General features: G+C 70.5%; 14 protein-coding genes and 1 tRNA gene. 2 read left to right on the top strand and 13 right to left on the bottom strand.

Features of this window, described 5'->3' with window-relative positions; genetic code table 11:
- Positions 1 to 3: 3 nt before the first annotated feature.
- From E2170_RS12445 to hisS, 3 genes are read right to left on the bottom strand one after another with little or no spacing between them, the layout of a single operon-like run.
- Positions 4 to 360, bottom strand: a complete 357-nt coding sequence (locus E2170_RS12445; RefSeq protein ID WP_133000933.1) for a hypothetical protein — start codon at positions 358 to 360, stop codon at positions 4 to 6.
- The gene (locus E2170_RS12440; RefSeq protein ID WP_133000932.1) at positions 357 to 2,258 is read right to left on the bottom strand and encodes an HAL/PAL/TAL family ammonia-lyase; all 1,902 of its coding nucleotides are present in this window, start codon (positions 2,256 to 2,258) and stop codon (positions 357 to 359) included. The genes E2170_RS12445 and E2170_RS12440 overlap by 4 nt, the downstream gene beginning before the upstream one ends.
- A complete protein-coding gene (hisS, locus tag E2170_RS12435; protein WP_133000931.1) occupies positions 2,255 to 3,667 on the bottom strand; it encodes a histidine--tRNA ligase in 1,413 nt (470 codons plus the stop codon). Before hisS ends, E2170_RS12440 begins: the two co-directional genes overlap by 4 nt.
- Positions 3,668 to 3,822: 155 nt before the next feature.
- Here hisS and E2170_RS12430 point away from each other — a divergent pair.
- Positions 3,823 to 3,899: transfer RNA gene (locus E2170_RS12430), tRNA-Pro, on the top strand.
- Between the two features lie 73 nt (positions 3,900 to 3,972).
- A complete protein-coding gene (locus E2170_RS12425; RefSeq protein ID WP_133000930.1) occupies positions 3,973 to 5,289 on the top strand; it encodes an MFS transporter in 1,317 nt (438 codons plus the stop codon).
- 54 nt (positions 5,290 to 5,343) lie between these two features.
- Here the strand turns inward: E2170_RS12425 and E2170_RS12420 are convergent, their stop codons facing one another.
- From E2170_RS12420 to E2170_RS12375, 10 genes are all read right to left on the bottom strand, one after another.
- Entirely contained in the window at positions 5,344 to 5,871 is a 528-nt protein-coding gene (locus E2170_RS12420; protein ID WP_133000929.1) for a hypothetical protein, read from the bottom strand.
- Positions 5,872 to 5,902: 31 nt separating this feature from the next.
- Complete coding sequence (locus E2170_RS13920) at positions 5,903 to 7,195, bottom strand: peptidoglycan-binding protein (RefSeq protein ID WP_207914973.1); 1,293 nt, start codon at positions 7,193 to 7,195, stop codon at positions 5,903 to 5,905.
- Positions 7,192 to 7,941: a hypothetical protein gene (locus E2170_RS12410; protein ID WP_133000928.1), complete on the bottom strand. Its 750-nt coding sequence runs from the start codon at positions 7,939 to 7,941 to the stop codon at positions 7,192 to 7,194. Before E2170_RS12410 ends, E2170_RS13920 begins: the two co-directional genes overlap by 4 nt.
- 169 nt (positions 7,942 to 8,110) lie before the next feature.
- On the bottom strand, positions 8,111 to 9,097 hold the full coding sequence (locus E2170_RS12405; RefSeq protein ID WP_207914972.1) for a patatin-like phospholipase family protein: 987 nt from the start codon (positions 9,095 to 9,097) through the stop codon (positions 8,111 to 8,113).
- A gap of 49 nt (positions 9,098 to 9,146) precedes the next feature.
- A complete protein-coding gene (locus E2170_RS12400; protein ID WP_133000926.1) occupies positions 9,147 to 10,400 on the bottom strand; it encodes a glutamate-5-semialdehyde dehydrogenase in 1,254 nt (417 codons plus the stop codon).
- Positions 10,397 to 11,545, bottom strand: a complete 1,149-nt coding sequence (gene proB / locus E2170_RS12395) for a glutamate 5-kinase (protein WP_133000925.1) — start codon at positions 11,543 to 11,545, stop codon at positions 10,397 to 10,399. The genes E2170_RS12400 and proB overlap by 4 nt, the downstream gene beginning before the upstream one ends.
- A 2-nt stretch (positions 11,546 to 11,547) precedes the next feature.
- Entirely contained in the window at positions 11,548 to 12,852 is a 1,305-nt protein-coding gene (gene argH / locus E2170_RS12390) for an argininosuccinate lyase (protein WP_133000924.1), read from the bottom strand.
- A 124-nt stretch (positions 12,853 to 12,976) separates the two neighbouring features.
- Positions 12,977 to 13,933: an N-acetyl-gamma-glutamyl-phosphate reductase gene (gene argC, locus E2170_RS12385; protein WP_133001201.1), complete on the bottom strand. Its 957-nt coding sequence runs from the start codon at positions 13,931 to 13,933 to the stop codon at positions 12,977 to 12,979.
- On the bottom strand, positions 13,927 to 15,264 hold the full coding sequence (locus E2170_RS12380) for an acetylglutamate kinase (protein WP_133000923.1): 1,338 nt from the start codon (positions 15,262 to 15,264) through the stop codon (positions 13,927 to 13,929). The genes argC and E2170_RS12380 overlap by 7 nt, the downstream gene beginning before the upstream one ends.
- A gap of 273 nt (positions 15,265 to 15,537) precedes the next feature.
- The gene (locus tag E2170_RS12375; RefSeq protein WP_133001200.1) at positions 15,538 to 16,644 is read right to left on the bottom strand and encodes an acetylornithine deacetylase; all 1,107 of its coding nucleotides are present in this window, start codon (positions 16,642 to 16,644) and stop codon (positions 15,538 to 15,540) included.
- Between the last annotated feature and the right edge of the window lie 24 nt (positions 16,645 to 16,668).

Genomic DNA, 16,668 nt, shown 5'->3' with positions numbered 1-16,668 from the left:
CGGTCAGGGTTTCCGGCGGTGGAAAAACATCCAGCCCAGGGTGACCCCCACCAGAGCGCCCAGCACTTCCATCAGCACCCGGATGCCCAGGCTGTCTGCGTCGTGGATCTTCGACAATGCGATACGCGCGTACACCGGCGATTCCAGCTTCACCACGCCCATGCGGAACAGGTGCCAGATGTCGATGCCGGCAGCCACTGCGACCGCCGCCAGGCAGGCCCAGCCGACGGCGTGGCCAGGTGCCCAGCGGGCACGGGCAGCGATGACGTGGAACAGGGCATAGGCCAGCGCGCCGACCAGCAGCGCGATCAATCCGGCCTCAAGCGCACCCAACCAACCCAGGTGCAGGGGCAGGTTCACCCGCCCCGCCCGGCATCGCGTACCGCCGCCAGCAGCACGCCGTCGCCCACCAGGCGCACGGCCTCGGCGACGTCACCGTCCATCGCCCGGTCACGCTCCATGCCCTCGATGCGTTCGCGGATCACGCCGTGGGCCACGCCCACCGCGCCGCCCGGATGGAAGGCTTCGCTTTCCGCCAGCTCCACGCGCAGCGCCTCGACCTCGGCCATGAAGCGCGCATGGTCGGGCGACTCCACCGGCGGCGCGCCCTGCACCTTGGCCGCCAGCGCCGCGGCGTCACCGTTGCGGGCAAGATCGCGCGCGGCGTTGATCATGTCGCGGCGCAGGTCCAGTGCCTGGGCGGCGGTGTAGAGCTCCAGGCCCAATACCTTCCCAAGGTCGTCGGCCATGGCCAGCACGTGGCGCGCCTCGTTGGCGCCCATCGACACGTGGTCCTCCGCGTTCGCACTGGTCGGCACCGAGTACACGCTGGCCGGGTGCGCCCGGCTGGCGAGGTCGTTGACGATGGCCGCAGCGGTGTACTGCACGATCATGAAGCCCGACTCGGTGCCATCCTCGTTGCCGATCAGGAAGGCCGGCAGGCCGTCGTTGGTGGCGGGATCGACGAGCTTGTTCAGGCGGCGCTCGCTGATCGAGGCCAGCACCGGGATCGCGGCCTTGAGGTAGCTCATGGCCAGCGCCAGCGGCATGCCGTGGAAATGGCCGGCGGAGATCACCTGCTCCTCGACGTGCTCGGCGGCCTTGTCGGGGAAGACCAGCGGGTTGTCGGTGACCGCATTGAGCTCGACTTCGAGCACGCGCGCGGCCTGGGCGGCGGCGTCGCGCACCGCGCCGTGCACCTGCGGCACGCAGCGCAACGAGTAGCTGTCCTGCGGCTGGTGCTTCTTGCCGCCGCGGAAGGGCTTGAAGCGCTGGTAGAACTTCTCGCGGCCGTGGCGCTGGCTGCAGGGCACCCAGTCCCAGCTGATGTCGAAGGACAGCGCCTGCGCCCCGGCGTCGGCCCAGCTGCCGGGCAGCCACTGCCGGAAACGCGGCACCAGGTGGTAGGGAATGTCGGCGAGCGTGGAACCTTCGAGCAGCGCGCGCAGCTGTGCGGCGGCGGCCACCTGGCCCGGGTGCGGGCGAAGCGCGTGCACGTCCTCGGCATAGGCGCCGAGGCGACCGGCGAAGGCGTCGAGCGTCATCGCTGCGGCGAGGTCGGCGGTGTCCAGCAGGTCTTCCAGCTTCGCCAGCGCCAGCACGCCCATGGCCAGCATCTGCGCGGTGCCGTTGTTGAGCGACAGGCCTTCCTTGTACGACAGCTCGACCGGCGCGAGTCCGGCGCGGCGCAGCGCCTCGGCGCCCGGCACGCGTTCGCCATCGACGAAAGCCTCGCCACCGCCCAGCAGCACGATCGCCAGGTGCGACAGCGGTGCCAGGTCGCCCGAGGCGCCGACCGAGCCCAGCTGCGGCACCACCGGCACCACGCCGGCGTTGAGCAGCGCGGTCATGGCCTGCAGGGTGTCGACGCGGATGCCGGAATGACCACGCAGCAGCGTGTTGATGCGGATGCACATCATCGCCCGCACCACCGGCGCGGCCATCGGCTCGCCGACGCAGACGGCGTGGGTGACGATCAGGTTGCGCTGCAGCTCGGCGTGGAGCGAGCGGCCCGAGGGCCTGTCGCCGGGAAGCCCGTCGCGCAGCGGGTGCGCGCCGAGCAGCTTGTCGGCGTTGCTGCCGAAACCGGTGGACACGCCGTAGATCGGCTCCTCGCGGCGCACCTGCTCGGCGAGGAAACCCGCCGCGCGCGCCACGGCGGCCAGCGCGCCGTCATCAAGCGAGACCTGGGCGCCATGGGCGACCGCGACCAGCTGGGCGCGGGTGAGCGAACGTCCGTCGAGCAGGACCGGCTTCATCGTGCATCTCCTTCGGCGGGGCCCTGCGCCGGCACGGCGGCGACGTCGGCCCGACGCGCGAGCAGCGCATCGGCCAGTCCATCAACCGTCACTTCGAACTGTTCGCCGTGGCGCAGGTCCTTGACCGTGGCCACGCCGCGCGCGACCTCGTCCTCGCCGCGCACCACCACGTGGCGGATGCCGGCGCGGTCGGCGTACTGGAACTGCTTGCCGAGCTTGCGCGGCTCGACCTGCGTTTCGACGTTGAGGCCGGCGGCGCGCAGTCGCTGCGACAGTGCCAGCGCGTCGTCGAGGCCGGCATCGTCGAACAGCGCGACCAGGGCATCGACCGGACTTTCCGCCGCCGCCACCAGGCCGGCCTCGCGCAGCTGCCAGAACAGGCGCGTCAGGCCGATCGAGATGCCGACGCCGGGCAGCTTCGACTTCGTGTAGTGCCCGGCCAGGTCGTCGTAGCGGCCGCCGGAACAGATCGAGCCGATGCCGGGGTTCGCGTCCAGCGTGGTCTCGTAGACCATGCCGGTGTAGTAGTCCAGGCCGCGCGCGATCGACAGGTTGATCGCGTAGCGCGACTCCGGCACGCCCATGGCCTTGAGCATGCCGAGCAGCGCGCGCAGCTCGCCGCGGCCTTCCTCGAACAGCGGCGTGCCATCGCCCAGCGCGTCGAGCTTCGCCAGCGCATCCCCGTGGCCTTGCGAACGGATGCGGGAGAACGCCAGCAGCCGTTCGGCCACCTCGGGCGACAGGCCGAAGCCCTCGCCTTCCAGGGTCGCGCGCACGGCCTCCTCGCCGCGCTTGTCGAGCTTGTCGATCTCGCGCAGCACCAGCGGCTGGGCCTCGTCGCCGATGCCCTGGCCGGCGAAGAAGCCGCGCAGCAGCTTGCGGTGGTTGAGCTGGATCGTGAACTCGCCGATGCCCAGGGCTTCGAACACGGCGTTGATCACCGCCGGCACCTCGGCCTCGAAGCGCGGCGACAGCGTGTCCTTGCCGATCACGTCGATGTCGCACTGGTAGAACTCGCGGAAGCGGCCGCGCTGGGCACGCTCGCCGCGGTAGACGCGCTGCATCTGGTAGCGGCGGAAGGGGAAGGCCAGGTCGTGCTCGTGCTCGGCGACATAGCGCGCCAGCGGCACGGTCAGGTCGAAGCGCAGGGCCATCTCCGGCAGCGCGCCGCCCTCGCCGGCCGCGGCCTTCTCCAGCGCGCCGGTGGACTGCACGAAATACACCTGGCGCTCGGTCTCGCCGCCGGTCTTGGTCAGCAGCACCTCGGACAGCTCGAACACGGGGGTTTCCACCGGCAAGAAGCCATAGGCCTCGAACGTGCGGCGGATGGTGTCGAGCATGCGCTGGAAGGCGACCTGCTCGCGCGGGAGCAGCTCGAGGACGCCCGGGGGCGTGCGGGGCTTGATCAAGATGGATCTCCGGTGCGGGGCAAGGGCCGCGGTGGGCCCGCCATTCTAGCGAGTGCCGGCCCGCCGCCTGCGCCTCCCGCCTGGGCGGCGGGCCGGCACGCTGGCGGTGCTTGCCCTGACCGCCCCTGATTCCCTAGAATGCCCAGCTCACCTGTCGGGGTGTAGCTCAGTCTGGTAGAGCGCTACGTTCGGGACGTAGAGGTCGCAGGTTCGAATCCTGTCTCCCCGACCAAAGGTGACCCGCAGAAACCGGCCCCGCGGCCGGTTTTTTTGCTTTGGGCGCGGCCCGGGCGCCAGGACAGACCATGCCGGCATCCCCCACTCCTGCCGGCGGCATGCGCGTCCGCGCTTGGCTGCCCGCGCTGGCCGGGATCACGCTCGCCGCCTTCAACCTGCGCACCGCGGTCACCTCGATCACGCCGCTGCTGGACGTGGTCGGCCGCGAGTTCGGCTTCGGCGCCACCGTGGCCGGCGTCATCGGCATGCTCCCGGCGGCGGCCTTCGCCGGCTTCGGCGCGGCGACCCCGGCGATCGCACGCCGCGTCGGGCTCGAGCGCACCGTGCTGCTGGCCATGGCGCTGGCGGCGGCCGGCCTGGTCCTGCGCTCCACCGCCACCGGCCTGGGCGTGCTCGTCGCGGGCTCGCTGGTGGCGCTGGCCGGCATGGGCATCGGCAACGTGGTGCTGCCGCCGCTGGTGAAGCGCTGGTTCCCGCACCGCGTCGGCACCCTGAGCGTGGTCTACATCACCGCGCTGCAGGGCGGCACGATCATGGCCGCGCTGCTGGCCGTGCCGATGGCCGATGCCTTCGGCTGGCGACTGTCGATGGCGGCCTGGACGCTGGCTGCGGTGCTGGCGATGCTTCCCTGGCTGGTGCTGCTGCGGCGCGGACTCGCTGCCGCGGATGCGCGGAAGACTGCGATACCGACCCGCGCCGCCGGGCCCGGCCGCGACGACGCGGACAGTGATGGTGACGAAACCATGCCCGCCGCCGGTGCCACCGACCTCGACTCCACGCCGGTGACCCGCAGCCGCGTCTGGCACACCGGCCTGGGCTGGGGCATGGCGCTGATGTTCGGCATGACCTCGCTGGCCACCTACGCCATGTTCACCTGGATGCCGCGGATCTTCACCGACGCCGGTGCCTCGCCCGCCTTCGGCGGCGCGATGGTGGCGCTGTACACCGGCTTCAGCCTGCTCGGCGGTCTGGTCATCCCGGGGCTGGCCGTGCGCATGCGCAACAGCTTCCCGATCGCACTGGTCTGCGCGCTGGCGCAGTTCGCGGGCTTCTACGGCCTGTGGCAGGCGCCGATGGCGGCACCGTGGCTGTGGGCGACCCTGGTCGGGATCGGCGGCTGCACCTTCCCACTGGGACTCACCCTGATCAACCTGCGTACGCGCACGCCCGAGGGCTCCGCGGCGCTGTCGGGCTTCACCCAGGGGCTGGGCTACACCCTGGCCTGCCTGGGGCCGCTGCTGTTCGGCATCCTCAAGGACGCGACGGGCGGCATGGGCTGGCCGTTCGCGATGCTGGCGATGAGCGTGGTGGTGATGCTTGCGGGCGCATGGGCGGCCTGCCGGCCGCGCTTCCTCGAGGACATTCCGGCCCGCGCCGTGCGCTGAACCGGGCGCTGCGTGGCCCGGACCGCTGCCTCGCGACTAACCGCTGCCTCGCGCCTATTGGCCGGCAGAAGGTCTGGCGGGCAGGTACTGCTGCCTGTCCCCCCGCCGCGGTGCACCTGGATCCACGTTCACGCAGATGCGATCACCGCAGACGATGGCGTCGGACGCACTGAACGCCCGTACGACGGGGATGGCGTTCTCGTAGCGGGCCAGCTCGGCCCTGGCCTGGCCGAGCTCGCGCTGGTAGTAGCCGAGGACGCCCCAGGCGATCACGGCCAACAGCAATCCCAGCCCGGCCAGGCCCGCGTACCACGTCCACACCGTCCTGCCGGCCATGTGCAGTCGCGCGGATGCGGTGTCCATCACACGGCCGTACTCCGCCGTCACCGGCCCCAGCGCCACCCTGGCTTCGTCGGTGATCCTTGCCTGGGCAGTGCTGACGATGCCGTCGATCCGCTGCTGGATCCGGGCCACTTCGCCATGGACGGCACGAAGTTGCCGGTCGACCGCCACGTGCAGCTGCGCTTCGCCCTGCTCCAGCCGGGCGAGCAGCACGGCCACGGCCTTCAGCACGTCCCTCATCTGGTCTTCGTGTGACATCGGCACTCGCTGCTCAGGCCCGGGACAGCATGGGGGCCTCGACCTGCCGGTGTTCCTGCACCTGCCCCGCAGCCAGCAGTTCGCGGCCCTGCTGGAGCAGGAGTTGCATGTCCGGGGATCGCGCGATGTCGGCGCAGGCGCGGGAGATGGCGGCGCCATCGCCGGCATGGAGCGCGGCCATCAGCCCATCGAGCTGCGCATCTTCGTATCCGGAAACCTGCGTTCGACGCTGGTTGATCGCAGGCTCCAATTCCTGCGGCAGGCCTGGGCGGTGATCCGGGTGGTCGGGATGGCCCGGCGCCCTGCGCGGCCCGGGATCGACGGCCGGCAGCCGCCCGCGCTCGATGTAGTCCGGTCGATCCACCTCGCGTCGCTGGGCCGGTGGCGCGAACCGCAGCGTGGCCGGGTCGATGTCGCCGGTTTGCGGAAGGCCATGGGCTCGCTGGAAGTCCAGCAGGGCGCCCTGCATCCCCAGCCGATAGACGCCGTCGCGATCCAGTGGCCCGCCTCCTGCGGCACGGTATCCCTCGCGATGCATGACCGCCTGCAGGTCGCGGATGCGGGGGCTGGATTCGCCCAGGCGGAGGGTGAAGTCTTCGACTGTGGGGCGTGGCTGGATGCCGGCGCGGAACCTGCTCTCAAGGGGCAATCGACCACTGGCAAGATCGTCGACGTAGTTCCGAAACTGCTGGTAGTAGCGGATATCCATTTCCATGTGGACATGGATGGGACGGGTCGCAACCTTGTCCTGGGTACCCAGCGTCTGGCCGTACTCCACGCGGTCGCCTGACTCCACACGAATATCACTCATGTGGCGAATGCGCGCCATGACCTCTCCGCCTGGTCTGTCGAGTATGTCAACCAGGCCTTCGCGATCACGTCGCGCTCCTACGATTCCTGCCAATGGAGAAGGAACATCAACGTTGCGTGCCATGGGCGTCATCGGGTCGCCGTCAGGATGCGACAAGATGAAGTCCTTCTTGAGCAGCACCTGGTCCGGTTCGAGTCCGTAGTCACGAAAGCGGCCACCAACCTCGCGGGGGACCTCGATCTCCTCCAGCCGTCCGCCGAAGTAGGCATGGGCGCGCCCGTGCTGGCCAGAAACAACCACCCCGTCCTCCATCCTCGCCGCCCTGTTGTCGCCGGGATGGTGCAGGACCAGGCTGTCGAACCCTGTCACGGTCTCATTCCGCTGTAAGCCACGGCCATGCTCCCGGACCTCGGAGCCACCGTGGTCCCGCGGCGGTCCCAACTGCTGGATGCGGTAGGTCGTCGGCGCTGCGGGCGCAATGTCCTGCGAGCTCATGGCACTTCTTCATTGTCGTAGTACGGCGCTTCGTACTCCCGGAGCGCCCGGCACCCTTCCGGCCATTGGCAGCCTTCGAACGGATCCAGCAACCAGTCATGGGTCAGATACCAGCAGTCCTCGCGTCGCATGAATGTTGTGACTCGACCGGGCGTGTCGACGACGTACTCCGTATCGGACACCTTCCGGACACTCAACTCAGTCACCGGGTTTTTGACGTGCTGCCCATTTGCATCGACCCCGGTCCAGACCTCGCCCGGGTACAGCCAGTCGCTATCCGAGATATACGCTTGCACGTGGGCGTCATAGCGGTAGCGGTCATGCATCGGCCTGTCCCGCTCGAACGTCTCCCACTGCGGATTGGCCGGGTCCCCGGGCTCGGTGTTGTGATAGTCGTAGTACGGCACCTTGTAATGCACGGGCCGGGCCGTGAACCGGACCTGCAGGTCACCGCTGTTGAAAAACGCGCGGATGAACTGTTCGAAGTCCAGCGAAGGACACGCCACTTCGCCGACCGTCGGTGCACGGACGCGGCCGGGCATCATTGGTGGCAGGTCGGCCGCCGCGGGCGTGGCGGTGGGCGCGGACGCGACGCCCCTGTCCACGGTTGCGGATGCAATCGACGCGGAAGGCTGCCCGTGGGCGGGGGCTTCATGCGACGCGATCGGCGGCGCTGTTTCGCCGCCGCACGCAACGAGTGGAACCAGCAGCAGGACGGCCCACGCGGGCGCCAGGGGCTTGCTCATGCTCATCTCCGTTCCTTCGGAAACCGGCGCTGCCGGCGCGGTGACCTCCCGCGAAGGCGGATCGTAGCAATCCCTCGGCGGCATCACCGTAGGAAATTTCCTGCCCTCGCTGCCAGCCATCGGCTGGAGGCCCCCCACGGTACGCCCTGCGCCACGAATCGGAAGCTCCTCAGCGGAAGCTGGCGATATCCACCGTCGAGCGCTTGCCGACCTCGCGCGCATGCGCGCCCAGCCACGCCTGCGCACGCGCACGGCCGTGGTCGCGCAGGCTCTCCAGGAACGGCAGGCTGGTGGTGGACTTCGAGGCATCGTCCAGCCCCGCCATCAGTTCGTCGTCGGCGATCAGGTGCATGCGCTTGCGGTGCACCGGGTGGTCCTTGACCAGCCAGGGCACGATCGAGCGGCGGACGAAGTCGCGCACGCGCACCAGGCTGCGCATCTCGGCGAGGAAGGCGGCATTGAAGGCCAGGGCCTGGGAACGGTCGCGGATCTCGGCGCTGGTGCGCGGCTCGCTGCCGTGCGAGGCCGGGCTCAGCAGCACCATCAGCACGTCCGCCGGGCGGCACTCGGCCAGCAGCGGCAGCACCGGCGGGTTGGCGGCAAAGGCGCCGTCCCAGTAGGGCTCGCCGTCGATCTCCACCGCGCGGTACAGGGCCGGCAGGCAGGCCGAGGCCATCACCGCGTCGGCGCTCACGTCGGCGGTGCGGAACAGGCGCAGGCGGCCGGTGTTGGCGTTGGTGGCGGCGATGAAGAGTTCGAATGTTTTCTGCGCGCGCAGGCGCTCGAAATCGATCTGGGCCTCGACGATGTCGCGCAGCGGGTCGTAGCCCAGCGGGTTGAACTGCGTCGGGGCGAAGAAGCCGCTCCACTGCAGCATCAGCGAGGTCATCGGCGAGGGGCGGCCGTTGCTGCTGTCGGCGCCGGCGTGCAGCAGCGGCGCACTGCCCCCGACCGAGGTCCAGAAGCGCGCCAGCGCCTCGCGCGCGCCGTCCGCGCCGCCTTCCTGCAGCCCGTGGGCCAGCACCACCGCGTTCATCGCGCCGGCGCTGGTACCGCTGGCGCCGCGCAGGTCAAGGCGGCCATCCTCCAGCAGGGCATCGAGCACGCCCCAGGTGAAGGCGCCATGCGCGCCGCCGCCCTGGAGGGCGAGGCTCACGGCACGCTGCGACTGCTTTTTTCCGGAGGCCAAGCGGGATGCTCCTCGATCAGGGCAGGTTGCGCGTCTGTCCGTCGCCGCGCACCACGAAGCGTTCGATGGTCAGGGCTTCCAGGCCCATCGGCCCGTAGGCGTGCAGCCGAGTGGTGGAAATGCCGATTTCGGCGCCGAGTCCCAGTTCGCCGCCGTCGGAGAAGCGGGACGAGGCGTTGACCATCACCACCGCCGAGCGCAGGCCGGCCACGAACCGGGCGGCGACGGCCTCGTCGCGGGTCGCGATGACCTCGGTGTGGTCGGAACCGAAGCGGCGGATGTGGGCGATGGCATCGTCGGCGGAGTCGACCACTCTCACCGCGATCACCAGGTCGAGGAACTCCGCGGCGTAGTCGTCATCGCCGGCTTCGGCGATGCCTTCGACCAGCGCCCGGGTCGGGGCGTCGCCACGCAGCTGCACGCCCCGCCCCTGCAACATCTCCGCCGCCCCCGGCAGGAACTCGGCGGCAACGTCCCGGTGCACCAGCAGCGTCTCCAGCGCGTTGCACACGCCCGGCCGCGAAACCTTGCCGTCAAGCAGCAGGTCACGGGCCAGATCGATATCGGCGGCGCGGTCGACGTAGAGGTGGCAGACGCCCTTGTAGTGCTTGATCACCGGCACGCGCGCGTGCTCGGCGACGAAGCGGATCAGGCCCTCGCCGCCGCGCGGGATCGCCAGGTCGACGATGTCGGTGAGCTGCAGCAGCTCGACCATGGCCTCGCGGCGCAGGTCGGTGACCAGGGTCAGCGCGGCCTCCGGCACCCCCGCCTCGCGCAGCCCGGAATGCAGCGCGGCCGCGATCGCGGTGTTGGAATGGATCGCTTCGCTGCCGCCGCGCAGGATCACGCCGTTGCCCGCCTTGAGGCAAAGCGCGGCGGCGTCGGCGGTGACGTTGGGGCGCGCCTCGTAGATCATCGCCACCACGCCCAGCGGCGCGCGCACGCGCTCCACGCGCAGACCGTTGGGGCGGGTCTCGCTGCGGGTGGTGGCTCCGACGGGATCCGGCAGCGCCGCGACCTCGCGCAGCGCGCCGGCGATCGCGGCCAGGCGTGCGGGATCCAGCAGCAGGCGATCGAGCATGGCGCCCGTCGTGCCGTTCGCGCGGGCCGCCGCCAGGTCGCGGGCGTTGGCGTCGAGGATCGCCGGGGCCCCGGCATCCAGCGCATCGGCCATCGCATGCAGCAGCGCGTCCTTGGCCGGGGTCGACAGCGCGGCGATGGCGACCGCGGCGGCGCGGCAGGCCAGGGCCTGGTCACGGATGTCGCTCATGTCAGCACCAGATCGTCGCGGTGGATGATGGTTCCGCCGTAGTTGTAGCCCAGGAGCGCATCGATGTCCCGCGAGTGGTGGCCGGCGATGCGTCGGACGTCGGCGGCCGAGTACTGGCTGACGCCGCGCGCGACGCGGCGGCTGACGCCTTCGCCGCGCAGCTGCAGTTCGACGATGTCGCCGCGGTTGAAGTCATCCTCGGCACCGAGCACACCGCCGGGCAGCAGCGAAGCCCCCTGCTCCACCACCGCCAGCGCCGCTCCCGGGTCGACCAGGATCGCGCCGGGCTGCGCCGGTGCGTTGTGCAGCCAGTGCTTGCGGACCGTGACCCGGCTGCCGCCCGGCTGCACGAGGGTGCCGTGCAGCCGCCCCGCGGCCAGCGCTTCCAGCACCTCGGGGCGGCGCCCGCTGAACAGCGCGGTGCCGATGCCGGCGCGCGAGGCGCGCTGGGCCGCCTCCAGCTTGGTGCGCATGCCGCCGGTGCCCGCCGTACTGCCCGGCCCCGCGGCGCTGTCGAGGAGTTCCGCGGTGAACCCGGCCACCGCCTCGACCGGGCGCGCGTCCGGGTTGCCGCGCGGGTCGCGGTCGTACAGGCCGTCGACGTCGCTGGCGATGAGCAGCATGTCGGCGTCGACCAGCGCGGCGACGATGGCGGCGAGGTTGTCGTTGTCGCCGAGCTTGAGCTCGTCGACGGACACGGTGTCGTTCTCGTTGACGATGGGCACCGTCCCGCGGCGCAGCAGCTCGCCCAGGGTGGCTCGGGCGTTGAGGTAGCGCCGGCGGTTGCGCATGTCGTCGTGGGTCAGCAGCACCTGGGCCACCGGGCGTTCGAGGAAGCGCTGCCAGAAACCCATCAACTGCACCTGCCCCAGGGCCGCCATCGCCTGGCGCTCCGCCATCGCCGCACCGGCCGCCGGGGCGCTGCACGTGATCGCGCGCCCCGCGGCCACCGCGCCCGAGGACACGATGACCAGCTGCCGGCCCTGGGCATGGCTGTCGGAGACGAAGCGCGCGATGCCCTCCAGGTTGTCCGGGATCAGCCCCGCGCCGCCGTCCGCCAGCAGGCTGCTGCCGACCTTCAGCACCGCGCGCTTCCAGGCCGGCAGGGCCTGCGCGCCGAAGGCTGGAGTGGCGGCGGGCGACATGCTCAGGTCTCCCGGCGCTCGCCCAGCGCCGCCAGGCGCGTGCGCAGCCCGGACAGCCGCAGTTCGCCCGCGGCACCGGGCGAGACCCGGGCCGCCAGGCTTGCCGCCGGGTCGCCCTGCGCCCAGCGCGCTGGATCGGCGGCCTGGCGGTAGGCCTCGCGGAAGGGCAGGCCTTCGCGCGCCATGTCCACCGCAAGATCGGTGGCGTACATCGACGGCTCCAGCGCGGCGCGCATGCGCTCCGCGTCCCAGTCGAGGTTGCGCAGCAGGTCGGGCAGCAGCGCCAGCGCCTGCAGGCCCTTGCCGAAGCCGTGGAACAGCGCGCCCTTGGACAGCTGCAGGTCGCGGTGGTAGCCCGAGGGCAGCGACAGCAGCTGCTCGATCTCGGTGCGCGCGGCGGCGACGCTGGCATAGGTCGCGCGCATCAGCTCGATGACGTCGGGGTTGCGCTTGTTGGGCATGATCGAGCTGCCGGTGGTGTACTGCGCCGGAAGCTTCACGAAGCCGAACTCGCCGGCGGTGAACAGGCTCAGGTCCCAGGCCAGGCGGCGCAGGTCGAGCATGGCGCTGGACAGGGCTTCGATCGCGGCCATCTCGAACTTGCCGCGCGAGAGCTGGGCGTAGGTCGCCGCAACCTGCATGCGGCCGAAGCCGAGCGCGGCGGTGGTGTGGTCGCGGTCCAGCGGCAGGTTGACGCCGTAGCCGGCGGCGCTGCCGAGCGGGTTGGCGTCGACCCAGGCGAGCGTATCGGCGGCGCGCGCGGCGTTGTCGATGAAGCCCTCGGCCCACGCCGCCCACCACATGCCCAGCGAACTCACCACGGCGCGCTGCAGGTGGGTGTACCCCGGCAGCGGCACGTCGGCCTCGGCCTGCGCGCGTGCGAGCGCGATGCCCGCGACTTCGACGCACAGCGCCCGGGTGCGCGCCAGCTGCTCCTTCAGCCACAGGCGGGTGGCCACCAGCACCTGGTCGTTGCGGCTGCGGCCGGTGTGGATCTTCTTGCCGGCATCGCCCAGGCGCTCGACCAGCCGGACCTCGATGGCGGAATGACCATCCTCGTAGCGCTCGTCGAGGACGAAACGGCCCGTGCTGAAGTCGTCGGCCAGCGCGGCGAGCTCACGGACGACCGCAGCCAGCTCCCCGTCGTCGAGGATGCCGATGCGCTGCAGGCCTTCGGCATGCGCGCGGCTGGCGGCGATGTCGTGCAGGAAGAACTCGCGGTCGAGCACCACGTCGTCGCCGGCCAGGAAGGCCTGGATGTCGGCATCGACCGTGACGCCGGGCTTCTGCCAGAGGAGGTCGCTCATGGGGTTCTCCTGGAATTCCTGGGCTGTGATCGTCTTGCTGGCTGCGATCGTTTTGTGGGAGCGGCTATAGCCGCGAATGGAGTGTCCGGATCGCGGCTATAGCCGCTCCCACGGGGAGGGGCCGCTAGTGCAGCTCATCGGGGACGCCCTGGACTTCGGGATAGCCGAAGGCGAGGTTGAGGTTCTGCAGGGCCTGGGTCGCCGCGCCCTTGAGCAGGTTGTCCAGCGTGGCCACGACCACCAGCCTGCGGCCATCGGCCGACAGCGTGAAGCCGCCGATTTCGACGCCGTGGCGGCCGGCGATGTCGCTGACCCAGGGCGCGTCGCCAGTGACGCGCAGCAGCGGCTCGCCGGCGTAGCGCCCGCGGTAGCGCGCTTCGACATCCGCCAGCGCCATCGGCTCGCGCAGGTGCATGTTCGCGGTCAGGGTGATGCCGCGGAAGTGCGGCGCCACGTGCGGCATGAATTCCACCGGCGTGCCCAGGTGGCGCGTGACCTCGCGCTCGTGCAGGTGGTCGACCAGCGCGTACGGCATCAGGTTGTCGCGCAGCTTGTCGGGATCGTTGCGTTCGGAAGGCGTGGTGCCCGCGCCGGAGTAGCCGGAGACGCCGAAGCACTGCACCGGCCCTTCCAGCAGCTCGAGCATCGGCGCCACCGCCAGCTGCATGGCGCTGGCGTAGCAGCCCGGGTTGGCGATGCGGCGCTGGCCTGCGTAGCCGCCGCGCGTGAGCTCGGGCAGGCCGTAGTACCAGCCGTCGTCGAAGCGGTGGTCGGCCGACAGATCGACGATCACCGGATCGACACCGGCCGTGGCCAGGGCATCCACGAAGGGGGCGGACTTCGCGTTGGGCAGCGCCAGCACCCAGGCGTCGAGGCCGAGACCGGCCAGTTCGCCGGGCGCGAGGTTCGCGTAGCGCAGCCCACCGCCGTATTCCGGCACCTGGTCAGCCACGCGCTGTCCGTCGAGCTCGCGCGAGGACACCGCCGCCAGCTCGAAGCCCGGGTGTGCGGCCAGCAGGCGGATCAGCTCGGCGCCGGTGTGGCCGCGCGCGCCGACGATCCCGATGGTCTTCTTCACGATGCCGCCTCCACCTTCGCCTCCACCAGCGTCGCCGGGCGCTGCGCGCAGTGCATGACCGCGCCCTCGATCGCCGGGAAGCCGTCCATGCCGTACCAGAAAACCTTCCACGCGTCCTGTTTCATGCAGCCATCGGATTCGCCGTAATAGAAGGCATTGGCCGGATTGCCGCTGCGCGAACGCCAGAACAGGGTCGGCGTTTCCTCGCGCATCACCTGCCACACCGCGCGCCCAAGGCCCTCGCCTTGGGCATCGTCGAGCACCGCGAACTTGTCCAGGTACGGCACGCCGTCGACCTCGGTGAGGATCACCGCAGTGCGGTAGTTCTCGCTGACGTAGGCGCGCAGCAGCGGAGTGGTCTCGAAGTAGTCGGGCAGCAGCGCACGGCCGAAGGCGGATTCGATCAGCCCGCGCAGCCGCGGCAGGTCGAGCCCGTCCCAGGATGCGGCGCGCAGCACGCGCTCGCCGCGCCGCACCAGGGTGCCCGAGCCCTTGTGGGTGAACAGCTCGCGCGCCAGCTGGTCGGGTCGCGTGATCGACACCGACGACGAGGGCGGCAGCGCCATCAGCAGGTCGTGCACCTGCTCGATCTTCACCCGCATGCCCGAATGCAGCCAGGGCTGCGCCATCAGTTCCTCGTACTCGGTGCTGAGGTTGATCGAGTCGATCACCCGGCCGTCGGGCCCGAGCAGGCCGCCGGTGCCGGTGAGGAAGACGATCTTGTAGGGCTGCAGGGTCTTGATCAGCTCGTTCGCGGCCCAGTCGGCGTTGACGTTGACGATCTGGCCGTCGGCGGTCTCACCCAGCGAGGCGATCACCGGGATCGACCCGGCCTTGATCGCCGCGGCGATGCCGTCGGTGTCGACCCGCGCGACCTGCCCCACCAGCCCGTAGCGCGCCTGGTCGAGGAAGCCGCACTCGAACACGCCCGACTGGATCGAGGTCGCGCGCACGCCCTCCACCTGCAGCGCCTCGACCAGGCGCAGGTTCTGTTGCCGCATCACCCGCCGCACGATGGCCAGCCCCGCCGCATCGGTGTAACGCAGGTTGTCGACCGTGCGCTTCTCGATCCCGGCCTCGCGCATCGCCTCGTCCAGCTGCGGCCCCGCGCCATGCACCACGATCGGCGTCAGCCCCACCTGCTGCAGGAAGGCCAGCGACGACGTCAGCGCCTCCAGGTCGTCGCGCAGCACTGCGCCCCCGACCTTGACCACCGCGAAGCGCTTCGCATCCAGCTGCGAAAACCGCTTCAGGTACTGGCTGATCTCCTTCGCACTGCCCATCCCCGACAACAGTCGGACAATGGTCTGGCGTGTCTGCGCATGTGCTTGCATGGTCTTCGCTTTGCAGGTTGCTTTCTTTTTTTGCCACGGATGAACGCGGATGACGCGGATCTACACGGATAGAGCAAGAGCTTTCTTAGCCACGGATTTGCGCGGATTACGCGGATCTTGCCGAGGCAAGCGTGGTGCAGAAGAGCCAACTGGAAACAAATGCCATGCCTGTGCGGGGTGCTGGCACTGGCCTCAGCCAGATCCGCGTAATCCGCGCAAATCCGTGGCCAAAAGAGCTTTTTCTCTCTTCCGCTTTATCCGTGTAAATCCGCGTCATCCGCGTTCATCCGTGGCAAATCTTTTGCTTTCGATCACCCGCACCACCGAATCGACGTAGCTCTGGAGCTGCTCCAGGGCCACCCATTCGTCGGCGGTGTGGGCCTGGGCGATGTCGCCGGGGCCGTAGACGATGGCGTCGAGGCCGGCGGCGGAGAACAGGGAGGCTTCGGTCCAGAAGTCGACGGCGTTGCCGATCGGCAGGTCCAGGGCTTCGGCCAGGTCGCGGGCGGCCAGGCGGCGGTCTTCTGCGGCGGCGATGTCGCCGGCCGGGAGCGCGGGGCCGTGGAAGGTGGCGGTGTAGTCGCTGCCTTCGGGCGCCAGGGCGGCGAAGCGGGCGTGCAGGTCGCCGACGTCGTGCGAAGGGAGCGGGCGGAAGCCGAAGCGGACTTCGGCCGCCGGCGCGATCACGTTGGCCTTGATGCCGCCTTCCACGCGGCCGATGTTGAAGCGCAGGCCGGTCAGGCCGCCGAAGCGCTGGTGGGCTTCGCTTTCGGCCAGCGCCAGCGCATCGACGCCCCAGCGCATGGCCTTGTGCACGGCGCTGGCCGACAGCGCCTGCGCGCCGGAAGCGTGGCCGGCCTCGCCGTGGAAGCGCAGCTGCACGGCGGCGATGCCGCGGTGCGCGAGCACGGCTTCGCAGCCGGTGGGCTCGGCCACCAGCACCTGGCGGAAGCCGTGGTCGGAGGCCAGGAAGGCGGCGATGCAGCGCGGGTCGTTGGCCTCTTCGTCGCTGCTGAAGAGGAACGCGACGTCGCCGTCGACGGCCTGCGCGGCCGCGATCAGGGCCGCAGCCGCGCCCTTGATGTCGCAGGCACCGAGGCCGATGGCGCGGTCGCCGGTGACGCGCAGCAGATGCGGATCCGCGGTCCAGGCCGGCGAATCCGGCACCGTGTCCAGGTGCACGTTGAACAGCAGCGCGGGATTCCCTCGGCGCGCGAACAGCGACACCGCGCCGGCGCCGTGGTCGGTCACGGCGATGTCGAAGTCCGGCAGCTGGGCGCGGATATAGTCGAAGATGCCATCGGTACCGATAGCACGCGGCGGATTGCGGGTGTCGAACGACACCAGCGCCGCCAGGTGCTTCAGCACCGCGTCCAGCAGCCCCCCGCCATTGGCCGCACCCGC

Origin of the sequence: Luteimonas arsenica (assembly GCF_004352825.1) — a bacterium.
GTDB lineage: Bacteria > Pseudomonadota > Gammaproteobacteria > Xanthomonadales > Xanthomonadaceae > Luteimonas > Luteimonas arsenica.
This window is presented reverse-complemented; position numbering and strand designations above follow the sequence as displayed.